This is a genomic window from Endozoicomonas sp. SESOKO3 (genome assembly GCF_024606255.1).
This window is the reverse complement of the sequence record NZ_JAHHPR010000399.1, coordinates 1-17113: the sequence shown is the minus strand read 5'-3', so window position 1 is coordinate 17113 and position 17113 is coordinate 1. Positions and strand designations below refer to the sequence as shown.

The 17113-nt window shown below is 46.9% G+C and carries 21 protein-coding genes; 8 read left to right on the top strand and 13 right to left on the bottom strand.

Annotated elements, in window-relative coordinates:
• Positions 1–49: 49 nt before the first annotated feature.
• Positions 50–898 carry a 3'(2'),5'-bisphosphate nucleotidase CysQ gene (cysQ, locus tag KDK18_RS06970; RefSeq protein ID WP_257254154.1) on the bottom strand — a complete coding sequence of 283 codons (849 nt, stop codon included), beginning with the start codon at positions 896–898 and terminating at the stop codon, positions 50–52.
• Positions 891–1463: an ADP compounds hydrolase NudE gene (gene nudE / locus KDK18_RS06965; protein WP_257254153.1), complete on the bottom strand. Its 573-nt coding sequence runs from the start codon at positions 1461–1463 to the stop codon at positions 891–893. Before nudE ends, cysQ begins: the two co-directional genes overlap by 8 nt.
• A 162-nt stretch (positions 1464–1625) precedes the next feature.
• On the opposite strand from nudE, the gene yrfG reads away from it, so the two are divergent.
• Both yrfG and hslR read left to right on the top strand, forming a co-directional pair.
• A complete protein-coding gene (gene yrfG / locus KDK18_RS06960) occupies positions 1626–2279 on the top strand; it encodes a GMP/IMP nucleotidase (protein ID WP_257254152.1) in 654 nt (217 codons plus the stop codon).
• A gap of 54 nt (positions 2280–2333) precedes the next feature.
• Entirely contained in the window at positions 2334–2756 is a 423-nt protein-coding gene (gene hslR, locus KDK18_RS06955) for a ribosome-associated heat shock protein Hsp15 (protein ID WP_257254151.1), read from the top strand.
• Between the two features lie 41 nt (positions 2757–2797).
• Here the strand turns inward: hslR and KDK18_RS06950 are convergent, their stop codons facing one another.
• The 4 genes from KDK18_RS06950 to KDK18_RS06935 form a co-directional block, all read right to left on the bottom strand.
• A complete protein-coding gene (locus KDK18_RS06950) occupies positions 2798–3112 on the bottom strand; it encodes a Rieske (2Fe-2S) protein (RefSeq protein WP_257254150.1) in 315 nt (104 codons plus the stop codon).
• A gap of 104 nt (positions 3113–3216) precedes the next feature.
• The gene (locus tag KDK18_RS06945) at positions 3217–4566 is read right to left on the bottom strand and encodes an amino acid permease (protein ID WP_257254149.1); all 1350 of its coding nucleotides are present in this window, start codon (positions 4564–4566) and stop codon (positions 3217–3219) included.
• 13 nt (positions 4567–4579) lie between these two features.
• The gene (locus KDK18_RS06940) at positions 4580–5503 is read right to left on the bottom strand and encodes a trans-aconitate 2-methyltransferase (RefSeq protein ID WP_257254148.1); all 924 of its coding nucleotides are present in this window, start codon (positions 5501–5503) and stop codon (positions 4580–4582) included.
• A gap of 285 nt (positions 5504–5788) precedes the next feature.
• Complete coding sequence (locus KDK18_RS06935) at positions 5789–6700, bottom strand: proline iminopeptidase-family hydrolase (protein ID WP_257254147.1); 912 nt, start codon at positions 6698–6700, stop codon at positions 5789–5791.
• Between the two features lie 718 nt (positions 6701–7418).
• On the opposite strand from KDK18_RS06935, the gene KDK18_RS06930 reads away from it, so the two are divergent.
• Positions 7419–8183, top strand: a complete 765-nt coding sequence (locus KDK18_RS06930) for a hypothetical protein (RefSeq protein ID WP_257254146.1) — start codon at positions 7419–7421, stop codon at positions 8181–8183.
• A 93-nt stretch (positions 8184–8276) separates the two neighbouring features.
• Here KDK18_RS06930 and KDK18_RS06925 read toward each other — a convergent pair whose 3' ends face one another.
• The 3 genes from KDK18_RS06925 to KDK18_RS06915 form a co-directional block, all read right to left on the bottom strand.
• Positions 8277–8762: a DUF29 domain-containing protein gene (locus tag KDK18_RS06925; protein WP_257254145.1), complete on the bottom strand. Its 486-nt coding sequence runs from the start codon at positions 8760–8762 to the stop codon at positions 8277–8279.
• Between the two features lie 268 nt (positions 8763–9030).
• Complete coding sequence (locus KDK18_RS06920) at positions 9031–9507, bottom strand: DUF29 domain-containing protein (protein WP_257254144.1); 477 nt, start codon at positions 9505–9507, stop codon at positions 9031–9033.
• Between the two features lie 39 nt (positions 9508–9546).
• A complete protein-coding gene (locus KDK18_RS06915; RefSeq protein ID WP_257254143.1) occupies positions 9547–9726 on the bottom strand; it encodes a type II toxin-antitoxin system RelB/DinJ family antitoxin in 180 nt (59 codons plus the stop codon).
• A 235-nt stretch (positions 9727–9961) separates the two neighbouring features.
• Here KDK18_RS06915 and ispG point away from each other — a divergent pair, with 235 nt between their 5' ends.
• A complete protein-coding gene (gene ispG, locus KDK18_RS06910) occupies positions 9962–11197 on the top strand; it encodes a flavodoxin-dependent (E)-4-hydroxy-3-methylbut-2-enyl-diphosphate synthase (RefSeq protein ID WP_257254142.1) in 1236 nt (411 codons plus the stop codon).
• A 75-nt stretch (positions 11198–11272) separates the two neighbouring features.
• On the opposite strand, the gene ylqF is transcribed toward ispG, so the two are convergent.
• Together ylqF and KDK18_RS06900 are read right to left on the bottom strand one after the other, a co-directional pair.
• A complete protein-coding gene (ylqF, locus tag KDK18_RS06905) occupies positions 11273–12124 on the bottom strand; it encodes a ribosome biogenesis GTPase YlqF (protein WP_257254141.1) in 852 nt (283 codons plus the stop codon).
• 96 nt (positions 12125–12220) lie between these two features.
• Entirely contained in the window at positions 12221–12682 is a 462-nt protein-coding gene (locus KDK18_RS06900; RefSeq protein ID WP_257254140.1) for an MEKHLA domain-containing protein, read from the bottom strand.
• A 106-nt stretch (positions 12683–12788) separates the two neighbouring features.
• Between KDK18_RS06900 and KDK18_RS06895 the strand changes: the two genes are divergently transcribed.
• Entirely contained in the window at positions 12789–13814 is a 1026-nt protein-coding gene (locus KDK18_RS06895) for a S66 peptidase family protein (protein WP_257254138.1), read from the top strand.
• A 27-nt stretch (positions 13815–13841) separates the two neighbouring features.
• On the opposite strand, the gene KDK18_RS06890 is transcribed toward KDK18_RS06895, so the two are convergent.
• Complete coding sequence (locus KDK18_RS06890; protein WP_257254137.1) at positions 13842–14078, bottom strand: AbrB/MazE/SpoVT family DNA-binding domain-containing protein; 237 nt, start codon at positions 14076–14078, stop codon at positions 13842–13844.
• Between the two features lie 280 nt (positions 14079–14358).
• On the opposite strand from KDK18_RS06890, the gene KDK18_RS06885 reads away from it, so the two are divergent.
• On the top strand, positions 14359–14646 hold the full coding sequence (locus tag KDK18_RS06885; protein WP_257254136.1) for a helix-turn-helix domain-containing protein: 288 nt from the start codon (positions 14359–14361) through the stop codon (positions 14644–14646).
• A 2-nt stretch (positions 14647–14648) separates the two neighbouring features.
• Complete coding sequence (locus tag KDK18_RS06880) at positions 14649–14771, top strand: hypothetical protein (RefSeq protein ID WP_257254135.1); 123 nt, start codon at positions 14649–14651, stop codon at positions 14769–14771.
• 6 nt (positions 14772–14777) lie between these two features.
• Here the strand turns inward: KDK18_RS06880 and KDK18_RS06875 are convergent, their stop codons facing one another.
• Positions 14778–15887: a 2OG-Fe(II) oxygenase gene (locus tag KDK18_RS06875; protein ID WP_257254134.1), complete on the bottom strand. Its 1110-nt coding sequence runs from the start codon at positions 15885–15887 to the stop codon at positions 14778–14780.
• A gap of 625 nt (positions 15888–16512) precedes the next feature.
• On the opposite strand from KDK18_RS06875, the gene KDK18_RS06870 reads away from it, so the two are divergent.
• On the top strand, positions 16513–17113 hold a 601-nt coding region (locus KDK18_RS06870), incomplete at its 3' end, for a hypothetical protein (protein ID WP_257254133.1).

Genomic DNA, 17113 nt, shown 5'->3' with positions numbered 1-17113 from the left:
GACCAATTTATTGCAACCGCAGTAGGACAGCCTTAAGTCCGACAGGCTGCTAGAGGCTAATCAACACACGCTGATTCCAGATCTGCGACCAGTTCTGTGTACGGTCACCCACTACCAGGAAATCAGAATTCAGCAGACTTTCCTTGAAGTTGTAGGAAAACCGCTTGCCGTGAGGATCCAGCAGTAAAGCTCCGGCACCTTCCAGTACGGCCTGTGCCGCTCCGGTATCCCACTCAGATGTGGGCCCCAGCCTTGGGTAGATATCCGCCAGCCCTTCCGCAACATGACAACTCTTGAGGGCACTGCCGACAGGCCTTACCTCCAGATCAGGGTAGAGCGCCCTGAGCTTTTCAACAAATACCCTCGCTCTTTCGGTTCCATAGCTTCGACTGCCCAGTACCACCGTTTCCCTTTCTGGCTGAAATATTCTTGGCGTAATACTGTCAACGGGCTGATCTTCAATTTGTTTGAAAGCACCCAGACCGCTACCCCCCCAATAGGTTGTATGCTCATCAGGAACATGAACCACACCCAATATCGGGTAGCTTCGACCATCTTCTGATTTTTCCATCAGCGCGATATTCACGGTGAACTGGCCATTGCCATTGATAAACTCCTGAGTGCCATCCAGAGGGTCCACCAGCCAGTAACGTTCCCACTGGCAGCGTTCAGTAAAAGGGGTATGTTCTGACTCTTCTGATAAAATAGGGTACCGGACATCCAGAGCCTTCAGGCCCCGCTCAATGACTTCGTTGGCTTTGAGATCTGCCAAGGTCACAGGCGTTTTGTCAGACTTGTGCTGAATGCTCAGGTCTTGCTGATGATAAAGGGTCAGGATGGCCTCTCCAGCCTGTCGGGCAATGTGCTTCAGGGGCTCAATCAGCTTCTCGTCAAACATTGGGGGTCTCCAGCCATCCGGCCTGAATTTTCTCTTTGACCAAAAACAGGGTAGCCAGAGCCCTTGCTTCGGAAAAGTCCGGCCTGTCGTTCAATTCCAGTAAGCGGTCAAAGGACCACTCGACCACTTCCAGAGGCTCTGGCTCATCGCCTTCCAGCCTTTCTTCATAAAGATCCCAGGCCACCATTGAGTGTATTCTGCTTTTCATATAGTTGGGTGACTGGGTGAATGCACTGAGGTACTTCCAATGACGAGCACCGTAACCCACTTCTTCCTTTAACTCACGGTTACCCCCTTCTTCCAGACTTTCTTCAGGCTCAACCAGCCCCTTTGGCAGAGTCAGCTGATAGTCTTCGGTACCACCGGCATACTCGCGGATCATCAGAAAACGATTATTATCCAGCAGCGGCACTACCATCACTGCTTGATGCCCCGTTCCAAAAGAACCTAATCGTTCATAGGTTCTTTCAACACCGTTGGAAAATCTGAGATCCAGCTCTTCTATTCTGAACAGACGAGTGCGTGCAATTTCACGACACGCTTTGATAACCGGTTTTTCTGACATGATTCCCTACCCCTTGTTCTGCAGTTATTATAAGCACCGAATTCGTTGCTTACATACGTCGATGTACATTTAATTGACTCAGCCTTGCGCCAATAATTCAGAAAGATTGTCGTTCAGGGTTCGGATGAGTCATCATGGCAACAGAATAAAGTTGAGGTCATTATGATTAACTGGAATGCCATAGATACCGTTCTCCTCGATATGGATGGTACCCTGCTGGATCTCCACTTCGATAACTACTTCTGGATGGAGTACGTGCCTCAGAAGTATGCCGAGAAACACAATATTACTCTGGAGCAGTCGAAAGAAGAGCTGCATCCAAGGGTAGCTCAAACGTACGGCAAGTTGGAGTGGTACTGTCTCGATTACTGGGCCAGAGAGCTGGACCTCGATATCGTCGCCCTAAAAAACGAGATGGCTCATTTGATCAGGTTCAGACCCGATGCCGACCATTTTCTGCAAAATATTCGCGATCGGGGCAAGAAAGTGATCATGATCACCAATGCTCATAGGGACAGCTTGTCACTGAAACTGGAAAGACTCTCCATGGCACACTATTTTGACAGACTGATCAGTTCCCATGATTACGGTTACCCTAAGGAAACCCAGGCATTCTGGCACAATCTTGAAGCCGACATTGGCACGGATAAGGAGCGGGCTCTGTTTATTGATGACAGTATTCCGGTTCTGGACTCTGCCAAAACCTACGGCATCGCCCATTTATTGGCTATTCGATATCCGGACAGCAAACAGGGCGCCAAGGATACGGGTCAATATCAGGCTGTTGAAGATTTTCGTGAGCTTATTCATATTTGATGAGCCTTGAAAACTGGCCCTGAAAAACAGTTCAATGACTTTTGAGAGTAATAAATGGCCAAGCAAAGTAGTACTCACGATAAACAGCAAGACAAAGTGCGTCTGGACAAGTGGCTCTGGGCCGCCCGCTTTTACAAAACCCGTAATATCGCCAAAGAAGCCATTGAAGGTGGCAAGGTACATCTGAATGGCCAGCGCTGCAAACCCGGCAAAGAGCCCAAAGTAGGCGACGAGCTGAAACTGCGTACAGGCTGGGATGAAAGGGTGGTAATTGTTCGGGAACTCTCTGACAAACGCCAGAAAGCGGAGCTGGCACAACAACTTTACGAAGAGACTGCAGCCAGCATACAGTCTCGTGAGGTGGCAGCGGAACAACGCAAGGCCATGCGCGGTGCTGTAGCTCCGAGGCCGGATCGTCGTCCGGATAAAAAACAGAGAAGGGACATTCTCAGGCAAAAATCCAGTCTGGCAGATTAATGCCCGGTCATTTTTCCATGGGAAAAATGACCGGAAAACAGTCACAACAGATAAACAATACCTTTCTCTACTTTGGAAGGGAGCACTGTCAGTCTGTCACCGAGGCATGGGCCAGCTAAACACTCTCCAGACTCAATAAGAAACAGAGCCCCATGAGTAGAGCACTGGATCAGACGTTGTTCGCTGTCCAGAAAGCGGTCTTCCTGCCACTCCAAGTTAATACCCAAGTGTGGGCAACTGTTTTCGTAGACAAAGACTTCTTCATCTCGACGGACTGCGAAAATGGAGCCTTTTTCGGTTTCAAAACCTTTACTTCCGGGGTTTTCAAGATCATCAACAGCACAGAGTTCCAACAAGTTTCCAGTTCCTGAGTTTGATAGCTGCTTTGAAAATATATTCGTCAAATCCAACTTTTAATCGGTTGTTAAGTATCCCGAAAATATCACAGTAAGGCTCCTGGTCAGCGGTTACGCCGTGGTGTGTTTGTCAGTGTGCCAGAGCTGGTCACTTTTTCTTTAACCACATTTGCTTTAGTATTTTTTCCAAGAAACCAGAACAAAAAGCCAGGCAAAACCATTACCAATCCAGTGAGACTGTGTATAGGATGCATGTATACGTGGTAAATGACACAGAAAGTGACAGAGGCAATAAAAATCGCTGGGGCATAGGGCCAGAACAGAACGTTAATATTCTCATCCTTCAGTTTCAACCTAACCAGGCCAATTACGGTCATTACACAACAAATGCCTAGTAGATAGCCAATACTGGTAAGCATAAACTCAAAAGAGCCATACCAGAGAATCAACAGGACAACTATTCCCTGAAATATTATGGCATTGTGGTAGTTACCACTTTTGGTTTGAAGAAATTCCGGCAGATAACCATCATCAGCCATCTTGGCATAGACACGAGGACCCATCATGATTAACGCGGAAAGTGAACTGAGCAAAGCAAGGTTAACAATGATCGCAGCAATCACCACTGCCCAGGGGCTGGAAGAGTGTTCAGCAATCAACAGCAGATAGTCTACTTGCCCCAGAATATCGTAAACATGCTCTTGTCCGAGAATGGCATAATTTAACACCAGATAAATGAGTAAAACCAGACAGGACCCCGTCATCGTCACTTTCATCAAGTTTTGTTGAGATGCTTTTATCTCGCTGGCAACGTAAATTACAGAGTTCCAGCCTGAATAGGCAAAGAAAGCCCAGATGAAACATGTTGAGAGACCGTCGATATTCCAATCGGCAGGGGACGACAAGGAGCTGACGTTTAGTTGCTTCATGACTATCTGGTCGGAAATTAGATAAATGAAAGCACCAATCAGCACCAACTTGAACGATATTATCAGATTTTGAATCATGAGCCCCTGATATCTACCAAAGCAATGCATGATAGCAAAAAGAACAACAAAGACAGTACCAATTGCTCTGGAGTCAGCCAACCCTGAAAAAATGAACCAGTGCCGTGTATACTCCCCAAGTGCAAAAGCACACACGGCGATTGGAGCGGAGAACCCTACCAGCAGCGACACCCATCCTGCCAGACAACCCAGCATTGGATGAAATATTCTGGAGATAAAAAGGTACTCACCTCCGGATTCCGGCATCTGCCTTGCCAAGGCTCCATAACAGACCGCACCGCAAAGCATAACCACGCCGGCAATTAACCAGATAAACAATACCAGAACAGGGTGACCCACCCGACTTAACATCAGACCTGATACGGCAAACGTACCAGCTCCAATGACATTACCGATAATCAGCAGCACTGCACTGGTAAAACCCACTTTGTGATGACCGTCAGTCACATGTCACCGTAACTCACGGTTGCCCTGGTATCTCAGGGGCTTTCTGACCAACGGAAACAAGCCTTGCATGGTCATACCAATGGGCATCCGGGCTCATCCAGGCAGCCTGAATTAAAGGAAATAATGTGTCATGCTCCGGTATTACCTTTAAGTACGGTTCGAGCTGGCTGAAAGTAAGGTACATCAAACGCCCATGAGCATTATCACCACCCTGAACACGTTTATAGGATATCTCTGCATCTACATTAACCAGACCAGCCTTTGACATCATATCTGCAAGCAGATATCCCTGATCAAAGTCAATATGTTTTGACATTCTGTGATATGCATCCACCACATAATCAGGAAGCTTCGCATCAATTTTGCCAAACTCGCGGAACCTGTTTACATTTCCACCACCAACGTAGTCTTCAATGACCAAATAACCACCCGGCTTCAATGATCGGGCCAGTTTGGCGATAAGCGCATAATTGTCGTTCTTGGTCAGATGCATGACCACGAGTCGGATAAAAACCAGGTCGAACCTGTCGACGCCGGGATCGTAAGCAGTGATATCTTCGTGAATAACTTCAATCTGAGGGGCAATTGCTGCCACTTCAGCAAGAAAGTGATCATCAATATCCAGTGCGATGACTTTTCCGTTCTCCCCTGCAGATTCCGCAAGAAATCGACTCATTGAACCAAGACCAGGACCTATCTCCAGGAAATGACCGCCCGCCTTTAGGTAAGGTTTCAAACTGGCCTGCGACTGAGAATCAAGAACCTGCTGCAAGGCTTCCAGTCGACGCCTGCCCATATCCCACTTATTGGAAAGTGAGTAATCCCCTTCTGGTACCATCGGTTTCTCTACTGCTTCAGATTCGGCATAAGAACACATCGACAAAAAAAGCAGGAAAATCAGAGCAAACCTTGTTGGGATGTTTCCGGTTATTCTCATAGTTGACACCTGCAAACAATACCTGAGAACAAAAGAATAGATGACGGATACAGTTTATCCACTTTTATTTCCAGATCAGCTTTCTAATTCCGATACGCACCCCCACGCAGAGCATGGGAACCAGGAATAATTACCGGGCATTTTCCAGAGTACCAGTGCCTTTTTTTCTTCCGGTAGACGTCAGGGTAATGCATTAACAGACTCGGGACAAAGAAGCTGATCCCGGGTTGTGCCATCGACAAACAGGTCACCATAATTAAATTTACGACGAGTTTCGTTCAATCGCTATATTCTGCCGTTTTCTACATCTTTCAAAAAATCCACGAGCGCCTGCCGGTAATTTTCCGGATCGTCCCACATGGAGCAGTGACTGCCATTATCACAAACCACCAGCCTGCTGTGGGGCAGAATGGAAGCCATCTGCTCCTGATCATAAGGCGCCATGGTGTCATAGCGTCCAGCCAGTACCAGTGTTGCAACACGGATCTCAGCCAGTTCATTCCAACGATCCCAACCCAGCAGATTGCCGGTAACAACAAAATCATTATGACCCTGCATAGTGTTGTAAACATTCCGATTCCTGTGATCAAAAGCCCTGCTCAGAGCTTCAGGCCAGTTAGGCAACCTGCAAATGTATTTGCGATAGAGATGCTCCATCAAAAGAGACGAGTACTCTTCATTGTCCAGATCATTCGCTGCTTCAAACTGCTTCATTCGATCAACCACTTCCGGTGGCAACTGCTCCCGAAGGTGATTGATTTGGGTCATGCAGGAATGAATGCTGCCGGTGGTGCTGCCGAGTATCAGTCCTTTCAAATGCCGCTGGTACTTAAGTGCGTATTCAATGGCCCACAGGCCACCATAACCGTGACCAAATAGGTAAAAATCCTCCAGAACCAATGCCGTCCGAACCTGTTCGATCTCATCAATAAATCGTTCTAATTGCCAGAGTGACTCACCTTCAGGCTGATCTGAGCACCACGAGCCCAGTTGATCATAAAAGATAACTTCCACTCCCTGAGGAACCAGAAAGTCTTCCAGACATTCCAGGTACTCATGGGAATATCCTGGCCCACCATGCAGTGTCAGTAACTTTAGCGGCCCGGAACCCACCCGCTGAGTCCAGACCCGATAGCCGTTATCCAGTGTCACCCACTGAACACCCGGTGCGTTATGCTTCTCTTGTTTGGTCATCATGCCAGTACGCTGTTTAGATTTCGCAACGGGTTCAGTTTAGGCAGTTTCTATGGAAAAAAGCGGGAATGCACTCTCTTAACCACTACGGTTTTCAAGCCAGTCTTTGGTTAACTGATTTATCCTCAAGCGGTTTATCACCCATCATGAAAACTCATGCACTCGTCCTGCTTTCCTTGCTGGCTTGCTCTGTCCAAACCAAAGACACCCTACCTATCTGCACGATAAGCGGCTCAATCGCTCTTGCGACCAGGTGCCTGACAGGTAAAGATAACCTGAAGAGAGATGCTCATCGGTAATTTGTGGAAAACTTTCTAAAACAACTGTGGATAAGTATAAATATGGTAACCGGAAACGTTTATATACAAAGTCAATAATCGGCTGAAAGCTTTTACGTGTAGGGTGTACTTAATATGACTTTCTTAAAACTTCTGAGTAAAAGCCTGTGTATAAAAAGTGTATAAAGAATTGCCCACCGGTCACGACCCATGTTATTTCTGTTACTGAATCGGGCTTCTGACAACGCACCATGAATGAACCGCTTGATGGCAGCCAGTCTTTTTCTGTGATCTGATCAACTGTCGATGGGAGAATCTCGGGAGGGCCATGCACATCCAGTTGATGATGAGGGCTAAACAGTCATTCATTGCTGTAACTGCGTACCCAACAACACATTCACTGACTGCATTCTTGAAACCAGAAGATCAGGAAAAATATTCAAATGATTATCGAGGCGTTCACATGGGCCTTCTCAAAAGCAGTAAAAGGCGCGAGACGAGCAGGGCTTGTGCAGGAAGTTGCTGCGATTGCAGGGAAGTACCAACGTAACACAAAAGCCTGGCAACCACATTTGGAGCAAACCCGTGCGGCCATTACTGTCGCCATAAAGAAAGCAGACCCTGCTGAACCCATTCTGATAATGGGCTCGGGACTGGGTCTTGATCTTCCGTTGCAAGCACTCAACAGTCATCCGGCGGGCGCCCTCTTGTTCGATGCTGTGAAGCCACCACAGCTTGCAGCCAAACTAAAACAGTATCCAAATATTAAATTTGAACTGCGGGATGTAACTGGCCTTCTCGAAGAATTCTATAACAACTACAGCGACAGGAAGATAACCCCACCCGGTTTTGCACCGCTGCCGCTCACGGGTTTTAGCCTGGCAATCAGCGTGAATATGCTTTCGCAGATTCCGTTATCATTCGCCAAAAGCCCACCAGAGGATGACACGGAAATTTGCCTGATGGCGGCTATTCAGCAAGCCCACATCATGACCTTAAAGGCGATGGACTGTAACACTCTCCTGATTTCTGATCATGAACGCCATGTGGGCAAAGACGGTGACACTGAGGTTATCACTACTGTTGCGCCGCCCCTCTGGCCTTGTAATCCTGAGCATGAATGGGATTGGCATATTGCCCCAAAAGGTGAAAACAGAAATGGCCTGACCACGACCCTTAAGGTGGGTGTCTGGGAAATCCTCAAGTGATCCTCTTTGACATCAAGCCCTCTTGCCGACCCAAAAACCACTGTCGACAGGCAAATCTGTTGCTGACATAGTTTTCTGGCAGCATTCAATGAATTAGCTACTTGAAGGCAGCCAGTCTTCTTCCATGACCTGATCGAATGTCCATGGGCAAATCTCAGGAAAACTATCCTCATCAAGTTGCTGATGCTTCATCACATACCGATTCAATTCTTTGATCGCAAGCAGTTTTCCGTCTGGATAAGCTTCATCCATACTTATGTTCAACATACCCTTGAGATGAGGTCGTTTCTTCAAGAGCTTTCTAATGGCAATCCTTGTCCGGTCTATAGTTGCCATCCAGTCTCTGCAGTTATAGGGCTCGGGCAGTAGAGGATTCAAAACTCGATTCTGATAATCATATTTCAACAAGTGGATCAGGAGTGTCGTCAGACGAGATTCGAGAGTATCCAGTTCACTGCCCATATCGTCGATTTCCCCAATCAAATTATCTACGTCAAGTTGGTCAAATTGGCGATTGGTCAGATACTCTTTTTGCTGCTCAACCCAGCGATAATAATCTTTCTCGTATAGATCTTTCACGAATTGCCTCCTACGCTGCTCAAGCTTGGACAGTGTAGCCTATGACTTCTTCTCGCCAGGTATCACTACATCAAAGAGCAGCCCCTTTCTAAGGGTAATTTGGCTGAAATAGATATTAATGGCCTGCAAGGTCGTCAGTCCCAGTTTGCGGAGCACTTCTTCTTCCGCTTCTTGCTTAAAAAATTTATAACGGATTGTGCATCGGCCCCGACCAAAGTCATCCCTGCTGCTGACTCAGTTTTCTGGTAGACTCGAATGAATCAACGGCTTAAGGCAACCAGTCTTCTTCCATGATCTGATCAAATGTCCATGGGCAAATCCCAGGAAAGCTGTGTTCATCAAGTTGCTGATGAGGCTGTACGTAGTCATTCATTGCTTTAATCGCCAACACCTTGCCATCAACATAAGCTTCGTCGAAAAGGCTTTTCACCTCACTATTTAGATGGGGGCGCCTCTTTATGAGCTTATCAATCGCAAGCCTTGTTCTATTAATCGTTCCTTTCCAATCTCTGCAGTTATAAGGCTCGGGCAGTATAGGATTCAAAACTCGAACCTGATAGTCATATTTCAGCAAGTGGAGCAGAAGTGTCGTCAGACGAGATTCCAGAGTATCCAGTTCACTGCCCATATCATCGATTTCCCCAATCAGGTTATCTACATCAAGTTGGTCAAATTGACGATTGGTCAGATACTCCTTTTGCTTCTCAACCCAGCGATAATAATCTTTCTCGTAGAGATCTTTCATGAATTGCCTCCTATCCAGCTCAAGCCTGGAAAGTGTAGCCTATAACTTCTTCTCGTCAGGTATCACCACATCAAAGGGCAGTCCCTTTCTCAGGGCAATCTGGCTGAAATAGATATTAATGGCCTGCGAGGTCGTCAGCCCTAGTTTGCGGAGCACTTCTTCTGCTTCTTCCTTTAACCGTTCGTCGATACGCGCTCTGACGGTGGTTTCTTTAGCCATAATGCAATCTCTCCCATGACATATTTCTGATTGGAAGCAATCAGATCGTCCATGGTACATGAAACCCGTGACCCATGAATGCGTTCTTCTCAGTACGTTTTTCCTGATAAGTGTTAAACTGTCTAGATTCTATAGCTGCACACACATTCACTGCGGACACTCTTGCTTCGCTGCGGGCACTTGCCAGTTTTTTTGTCGAAGCAACCCGATAACCTATTTCGGAGGAATCAAGTTAATGGGCCGACGCCATACAACCCACGCTGTCCAGGTGGGACATATTACCATCGGTGGCGATGCCCCTGTGGTCGTACAGTCTATGACGGATACGGATACTGCTGATGTAGAGCGTACGGTTGAGCAGATCAAGCTTCTGGCAAACGCTGGCTCTGAAATTGTCCGGGTGACGGTGAACACCGAAGAAGCGGCTGCAGCAATACCGGCCATCTATGAGAAGCTGGCACAGCAGGGCTATAACGTTCCGATTGTCGGTGACTTTCACTATAACGGTCACACCTTACTGACCAAGTATGACGAAACAGCCCGCCTGCTGCACAAGTACCGTATTAACCCCGGCAATGTTGGCTTTGGCGACAAGAAGGATGATCGCTTCAATACCATGATTGATGTGGCCATCAAATATGACAAGCCGATTCGTATCGGGGTGAACTGGGGGAGTCTGGATAAAGAACTCTCCACCCGACTGATGGATGAAAACGCTCGTTCTGAAAACCCCAAATCCTCTCAGGAAGTTCTGCACGAGGCTCTGGTACTGTCGGCGCTGACCAGTGCCGATGCAGCCGTGGCGAGAGGACTGGGTGCCAACAAAATTGTTATTTCCTGCAAAGTCTCCAGGGTACAGGATCTGATCAGCGTCTATGAGATGCTCTCAGAGCGTTGTGAATATGCGCTCCATCTGGGCCTGACCGAAGCGGGAATGGGCAGCAAAGGAATTGTTTCATCCAGTATCGCCATGGGCGTATTACTTCAGCAGGGCATTGGCAACACCATTCGCACCTCTCTGACTCCAGAGCCCAATGGCAGCCGTGATCGGGAGGTGATTGTTTCCCAACAGATCCTGCAGGCGCTGGATGTACGCAGCTTTTCCCCTGAAGTGACCGCCTGCCCGGGTTGCGGTCGAACTACCAGTACTTTCTTCAGGGTTCTGACAGATGAAGTTGACGCCTTTCTGCGTGCCAAAATGGTGACCTGGCGCCACAAATTTGTGGGTGTGGAAGAAATGAAAGTAGCGGTTATGGGCTGTGTTGTTAACGGCCCCGGTGAAAGTAAACACGCCAACATCGGTATCAGTCTGCCCGGAACCGGTGAAGCGCCTTCGGCACCTGTATTTGTCGACGGTCAAAAAGTGACTACGCTCAAAGGCGACAATATCACTGAAGAGTACAAGGAGATGATTGAGGAGTATGTCCACAAAACATACTCACCAAGAGAATCACTGATCGCCAGCGAATAATAGATCAATCAAGTCCCACAGAAGCCCGTTCAACGGGCTTTGTTATTCCTCCGCAGCGATTATTTATTCTGCTTCTTAGGGCTCAGGCCTTTCCTGTTCGATCATCTCCGGAGTTTCCAGACTGATCCGACCCAAACCACCACTGCGAAATTCATTCAGAAGAATCTCAGAGACCTTGTGTAGATCAGCTATGCCACCTCTTCGCATACAATTTCTGCGGGCAGCAATCACATCCATCAGTTCGATATCGGTCGAAGGCAGCTCATTGATCTGGAAACGCTGTTTGAGTGCTTCTGGATAAGCTTTTAGAAAATATTCAGCGGCGAACAGGGCAATATCTTCGTATTCCAGAACCGCATCCTTAATGGCTCCGGAAATGGCCAGTCGATAACCACAGGCTTCCGGCTCCAGCTTGGGCCAGAGGAATCCGGGCGTATCCAAAAGAATCATGCCATTGGGCAATTTTATTCGCTGCTGCTGTTTCGTGACTGCGGGGACATTTCCGGTTTTGGCAATAATACGATTGGCAAGCGTATTGATCATAGTGGACTTGCCGACATTGGGAATCCCCAGGATCATGGCTCTCATGCCTTTGATATCGAGCTTACGCTCTACCATGCTCTCGGCCAGCTTCAGAACACCACGTACTTTTTCCGGCTGACTCTGGGTCAGGGCAATGGCCTTCACCCCTTCTTCCTTTTCCATCTCCCTGGTCCACCGTTCTGTGACAGCAGGATCAGCCAGATCACTCTTATTCAACACCTTTATGTAAGGCGTTTTACCTCGCAGGGAAGGCACCAGAGGGTTTCCGCTACTGAAAGGAAGACGAGCGTCCAGAACTTCGATGATCAGATCAACTTCCGGAACCACTTTCTTGATCTCCTTTCGAGCCTTGTGCATATGCCCGGGAAACCAGTTAATTGCCATAACAAAACCTCTGTTTGCTGAAGGCCGGTATTTTATAGGCTCCAGCGCAATCTAGTAACCCAGACTTTTTAACAGTTGTTCCTCTATAGGGCGCTCTCATAGAAAAGTCCAGTCATTGAATTTAGCAGCCTGACCCCGGTATTTGTCTTCCTCATCGTAGAGGTTCCAGACCACTGCCTGTTCAATGAGGAATCGTCTTCCGGTGCTGGAAACCCGGATGCCTGAATAGTTTTTGATGTAGCCGCTTTCACTGACTATTTTGAGCAATCGGTCCCGTTCTTCCCTATTGAGCTGTTCTGCAGAATGTCTGGAGGGCATTTGAGTCAGAGTGTTCCAGTCCATTTCAAAGAGAGACTGAGCACTCAGGTTGCCGTAACAGAAGACCGGATCACTTTCTGTTCCATGCGACAAAATCACTGACGGGTGTTCGTAAAGTTTTTTACCCAGTTCGGAGTCATTCAGGGGCAGTCCGCAAAGCAGCTGCCCCCTCAGTGTGTGGTAACTGTTGGCCATCAGCAGGCCTTGTTGCTGAAGAAAAGGGTCCTGCGGTGAGATCATATTTTGCCTTGTTGCGACAGTGGGTAACCGAAAAGTAAAATTGAGAAAATAGCCTAAGCTCCCGTGGCTCAGTCGTAAAGAACTAACCAATGGATAAAATCAGTTAATGAAGTATCCTGCTCCTTTGAGACCCGACAGTCGAATTGCAATCACAGCATTTTCTTCGGGTGTCCCGAAATCCTGCCACCCACGTCTTGATCGATGCCTCGATGATTTGCGCCGTCAGGGTTTTGTTGTGGTTGAAGGAGAGTGCCTCAGGTCGAATCAGTGTTATGTCAGTGCGTCACTGGAGAGCAGAGCGAGAGAGCTAACGGCTTTTCTGCTAGACGACTCTATTGATGCGATTATGCCACCCTGGGGTGGAGAGATTGCTATGGATCTGCTTTCAGTGCTGGACTTTGACTCGATAGCAAAAGCAAAGCCCAAATGGTTAGCGGGCTTCTCTGATATCAGTACGTTGACGTCTGTAATAACCAGTCAGTGCGACTGGGCAACGGCACATTGTACCAATCTAATGCAACTCCATCGTTTGCAGCAGGAGCCTTTAACGGCAAATACTCTGGCTTATCTTGGAAGCTCTGAAGCATTCAGTCAGTATCCCTCAGAGAAATATCAAATCAACGGAGAATCTTATGATGAAAACCCTGATGCGGTATTCAACCTGACTGAGTCCACACGCTGGAAAGTTCTGGGTGGAAGCCAGCAGGGTGTAGCCTTTTCCGGCCGTTTGCTGGGAGGTTGTCTGGATACCCTGTGTCATTTGTTGGGGTCAGACTATCTGGATTTAAAGTGTTTCCAGAAAAGGTACTCTCAGGATGGCATCATACTGTTTCTGGAGAATGCAGAGTTCTCGCCTACTGCTCTGATCAGGGCGTTGTTGGGGCTGAAGTACAGAGGCACTTTTAATCTTGTGAAGGGGCTGTTGATAGGCCGGAATCCGTCTGATGAGCAACATGGTCAATCCCTGACCTATCAGCAGGCATTAAGTTATGCTCTGAAAGGCCTTGAGATACCCATTATCTACGATGTTGATATCGGACATCTGCCACCTAATCTGACCTTGATTAATGGAGCTTTGGCAGACGTCAGTCTTATTGATGATAGGGGCAAGATTCACCAGAGGCTGATCTGAATCAGTGGAACTTTTTGTATTCATATATCAGGTATCCGAGCGGCTATCACCTATAAGTTGATTGAATTCTTCGCCGCTCATATCCATAGAATATTTATTATGTAAATTACGAATATCCACCTTCTGGCTTCTGGCCGGGATCAGAAAAATTTCTCCATCGTCACTGAGATTAACGCTTACTTCAGTTTCCTGATTAATACTCAGCTTGGCTCGAATATCTGCGGGAATGGTCACCTGATGCTGACTAGTTCGTACGATCCTCATAATGTTAAACCTATTAGAATTCAGGAAAACATATTAGATCACTTCTACGTCTAGTGGCACTTCTTCAAAGCCTGATTACAGAGTTGGGCTATCGCGGAATGTCTGCAGGCCGAGCTCTCATCCCCCGTCCTCAAAGTACGGAGGTTTTACGCTCACTCGATAAAACACTTATAAGTTGTATTTTTGCTTATTTACAACATATAAGTTTTATAAAAATTACATTAATTAAAATGTATTTTGTCTATATTACACTTTATAAATTGTATTTTGGTTGCTTCTGATGAAAACACAGGAAGAGCTGGCAAAAGCTTTACGGGACTTCCGGAAAGCCAAAGGACTGGGACAAAAGGATATGCGTATGAGAATCGGCATGTCGCAACAGCAATATCAACGAGCTGAGTCTGGCAGTGATCTGCGGGTTTCGACGTTATTTCGAATTCTTGAAGGTTTGGATCTTGAGCTGCAACTGATACCAAAACATCAATCTGGAGAGGGTGAACCTATTACACCCAATGATGAAAATAGAGAATCAGCCTGGCAAGGATTTCTTAAAGATCTGGAGGACTGATCGTGACTGTATCACAAAACGCTCGCTCTGAGTTTGTAGAAGCCTTCTCGCTTGTTCTCCATGGTCAACGAATAGGTGTCCTGACTCATTATTCCGGAGGCCGAAGCACTCTGACCCACCACTAGCAGAGATTAGCCGGACTGATAAGGCTCAACCCCGTCGCCCAGAAAACGGTTGTTTTCTTCACGTATTCTGGCTGCCGCATCATCGTAAAGAAATGGCAGGGTGACATAGCGAGTGCCGCTTGTTACAGGCGTTGCCGCATGCATAAGAGAACAGGAAAAGACGATAGCACCACCCGTGGGGGGCTTATAACGACGGTTGCCGTATTCTGGAAACCACAATTCACCTCCCTCGTATTCTTCACTATTCAGGTTGATGCTGATAGCGAATCGCCGGTGTGCGGTGCCTTTCGTGGTGTTATCCCGGTGTTCTTTGAAGAAACCCGCATCACTGCTGTCGTAGCAGGCAACGATGTAGCGTTCAATGCGTGTAGCCTGAAACTGAAAAGCTTTGGCTATTTCAGGAGTCAGGCGAGTTCTTATTCGATGTTTCAGTGCCGCCTGCAAGTTTTTATCGTCAATACTGATGTCGGTTCGACGTTTGACATGGTTATCCTGAAGTTCCAGTGTTTTGCCGCCAATGGTTCGCATAAAGCCCGATGGCTCAGGCTGTCCTTCGTGATAATAACGAATAAGGGTTTCGCAAAAGTCGCTTTCCAGCACCCTGGGTACCAGCAAAACCGGAGCCCAGGGTTCTATCTCTGGAGATGAGTGGTATGCAGGGTCAGGCAGGCTCTGCATGGTTTTTATAAAAATATCAGGCTCATCAATGTTGCCTTTGGCATAGACACGAAGCGTTGGGTCAAGAATTAACCAGTAGGGATAGTAAAGTTCTTGCTGTTCAGAGTGTTTGCCCAAGGCACCGTATTGTCTGGCAACTGCGCCTGCTTCATCATAAAAAATACGCTGCTTTGGAAATGCTTGCAGCGCTTGGGGGTTATGCAGGTCTCTTTGATTCAAGGTGACTGCGAAACGGACGCTTTGGTCATCACGAGTCATTAAATCTGATTGATTGACTTCTTTCAGAAACTTGATAACAGGTTTTGCTGAGCAGTCTCCAAGAAAGGCCAGTCCAACAAAACGCCCGCCGAGACTGGAGAATGCAAACTGGGGGTTATTGGTTGTGTGAGCGTGGAACCAGGGGGCAGGTTCTCCCCATGAGGGTGGTTTATTGTTCATTTATATAGGTGTTCTAATTCATTGAGAATTTTTAATTAAACCCTTTTTATCTATCGACCATGTTCTGTTAAACAATACATCGGACAGTTTTTTGAGGACTTAACATTGATCTACCGAGGCCTGTGCTACGAGGGTTCGGATTTAATTGCAAGTCTGATATCCCGCCGATTTGCCTGAAAGTGCCCCGGTCGCCCAAGCCCCGGATATCAGTGAGTAAATTAGCCAGTATTGGAACCGGGCGTCATGTTTTCCTAAAGGCTTCCCTTTGTCACTCCTGTTAGAGAAGAGGGACAAGTGTATCATAATGGATTCTTAGAACCGGATAATTGTATGCACAATGGTGCATCTTCTTACATGTCGTTTTTTTAGGCCATGCAGCACAATGGGTTTAGCAATTTCTTTTGGTTTTTTGTCACATAAGCCTTGGTGCATCAATGTTAAGTCGTCAAAAAACTGTCCAAAGCATTACCTAAATAGACTGTCTTTTATTTTTTTCAATTAATTGAAGGTAACTATCTATACCTACTTAATGGGGTTGTATTTTAGATAGATCACTTGTTTGTTTGTGACGAAAAATATTTATCAAGATTTTTAGTTGTCAAAATAATTACGCAGGGATGTAATCATGGCTGATGATAGCAGCACCAGTGGTGAGCAGCAGTCGCAGACCTCTAGTAACTCAGTAGTAGATTCAGATGGTACGAAAGAGCTTGAAAAGGTTCGGTTTGAGAAACCATCAAAATCAGTCGTCAAATCAGTCTCAGCTGATACCCAATACCTTCTGGATTTCAATTCGGACGACGTAAAACTGGAAGTCAGGGGGCCTGATTTTGTTCTTGTTTTTCCGGATGGTGTTGAAATTACCCTGTTACTTGCAGGGGTAATGGCTGCAACAGAGCAAACACTTCAATTCAAATTTGCCGATGGCTCGGTGATTAGCGGTGATGAATTCATTGCCAAATCCAGTTTTGTTGAATCGGAAGATGTACCTGTTTCTACTCTAAAGGGTCAGGAGAGTGATTCTGAAGAGGAAGAAACACCATCAGGCAAGGAAACGCAAGAACCGTCATACAGTGAAGCGGCTGATTCAAAGAATCAATCGAAAGCCAGCAAGGAAATTAAAAAGAAGGATGAGGAGTTTAAGAAAAAGCCTGTAGAAGAAGTAGAACCCCGTGATGATGACTTTACCGACACAGCACAGGCAACCAGCACCAGCTCGTCTTCTT

Bases quoted from the DNA above. Each gene is read 5' to 3' on its own strand.
- cysQ (WP_257254154.1), bottom strand. From the start codon at position 898: ATGTTTGACGAGAAGCTGATTGAGCCCCTGAAGCACATTGCCCGACAG.
- nudE (WP_257254153.1), bottom strand. From the start codon at position 1,463: ATGTCAGAAAAACCGGTTATCAAAGCGTGTCGTGAAATTGCACGCACT.
- yrfG (WP_257254152.1), top strand. From the start codon at position 1,626: ATGATTAACTGGAATGCCATAGATACCGTTCTCCTCGATATGGATGGT.
- hslR (WP_257254151.1), top strand. From the start codon at position 2,334: ATGGCCAAGCAAAGTAGTACTCACGATAAACAGCAAGACAAAGTGCGT.
- KDK18_RS06940 (WP_257254148.1), bottom strand. From the start codon at position 5,503: ATGAGAATAACCGGAAACATCCCAACAAGGTTTGCTCTGATTTTCCTG.
- KDK18_RS06935 (WP_257254147.1), bottom strand. From the start codon at position 6,700: ATGATGACCAAACAAGAGAAGCATAACGCACCGGGTGTTCAGTGGGTG.
- KDK18_RS06930 (WP_257254146.1), top strand. From the start codon at position 7,419: ATGATTATCGAGGCGTTCACATGGGCCTTCTCAAAAGCAGTAAAAGGC.
- KDK18_RS06920 (WP_257254144.1), bottom strand. From the start codon at position 9,507: ATGAAAGATCTCTACGAGAAAGATTATTATCGCTGGGTTGAGAAGCAA.
- KDK18_RS06915 (WP_257254143.1), bottom strand. From the start codon at position 9,726: ATGGCTAAAGAAACCACCGTCAGAGCGCGTATCGACGAACGGTTAAAG.
- ispG (WP_257254142.1), top strand. From the start codon at position 9,962: ATGGGCCGACGCCATACAACCCACGCTGTCCAGGTGGGACATATTACC.
- ylqF (WP_257254141.1), bottom strand. From the start codon at position 12,124: ATGGCAATTAACTGGTTTCCCGGGCATATGCACAAGGCTCGAAAGGAG.
- KDK18_RS06900 (WP_257254140.1), bottom strand. From the start codon at position 12,682: ATGATCTCACCGCAGGACCCTTTTCTTCAGCAACAAGGCCTGCTGATG.
- KDK18_RS06895 (WP_257254138.1), top strand. From the start codon at position 12,789: ATGAAGTATCCTGCTCCTTTGAGACCCGACAGTCGAATTGCAATCACA.
- KDK18_RS06890 (WP_257254137.1), bottom strand. From the start codon at position 14,078: ATGAGGATCGTACGAACTAGTCAGCATCAGGTGACCATTCCCGCAGAT.
- KDK18_RS06885 (WP_257254136.1), top strand. From the start codon at position 14,359: ATGAAAACACAGGAAGAGCTGGCAAAAGCTTTACGGGACTTCCGGAAA.
- KDK18_RS06875 (WP_257254134.1), bottom strand. From the start codon at position 15,887: ATGAACAATAAACCACCCTCATGGGGAGAACCTGCCCCCTGGTTCCAC.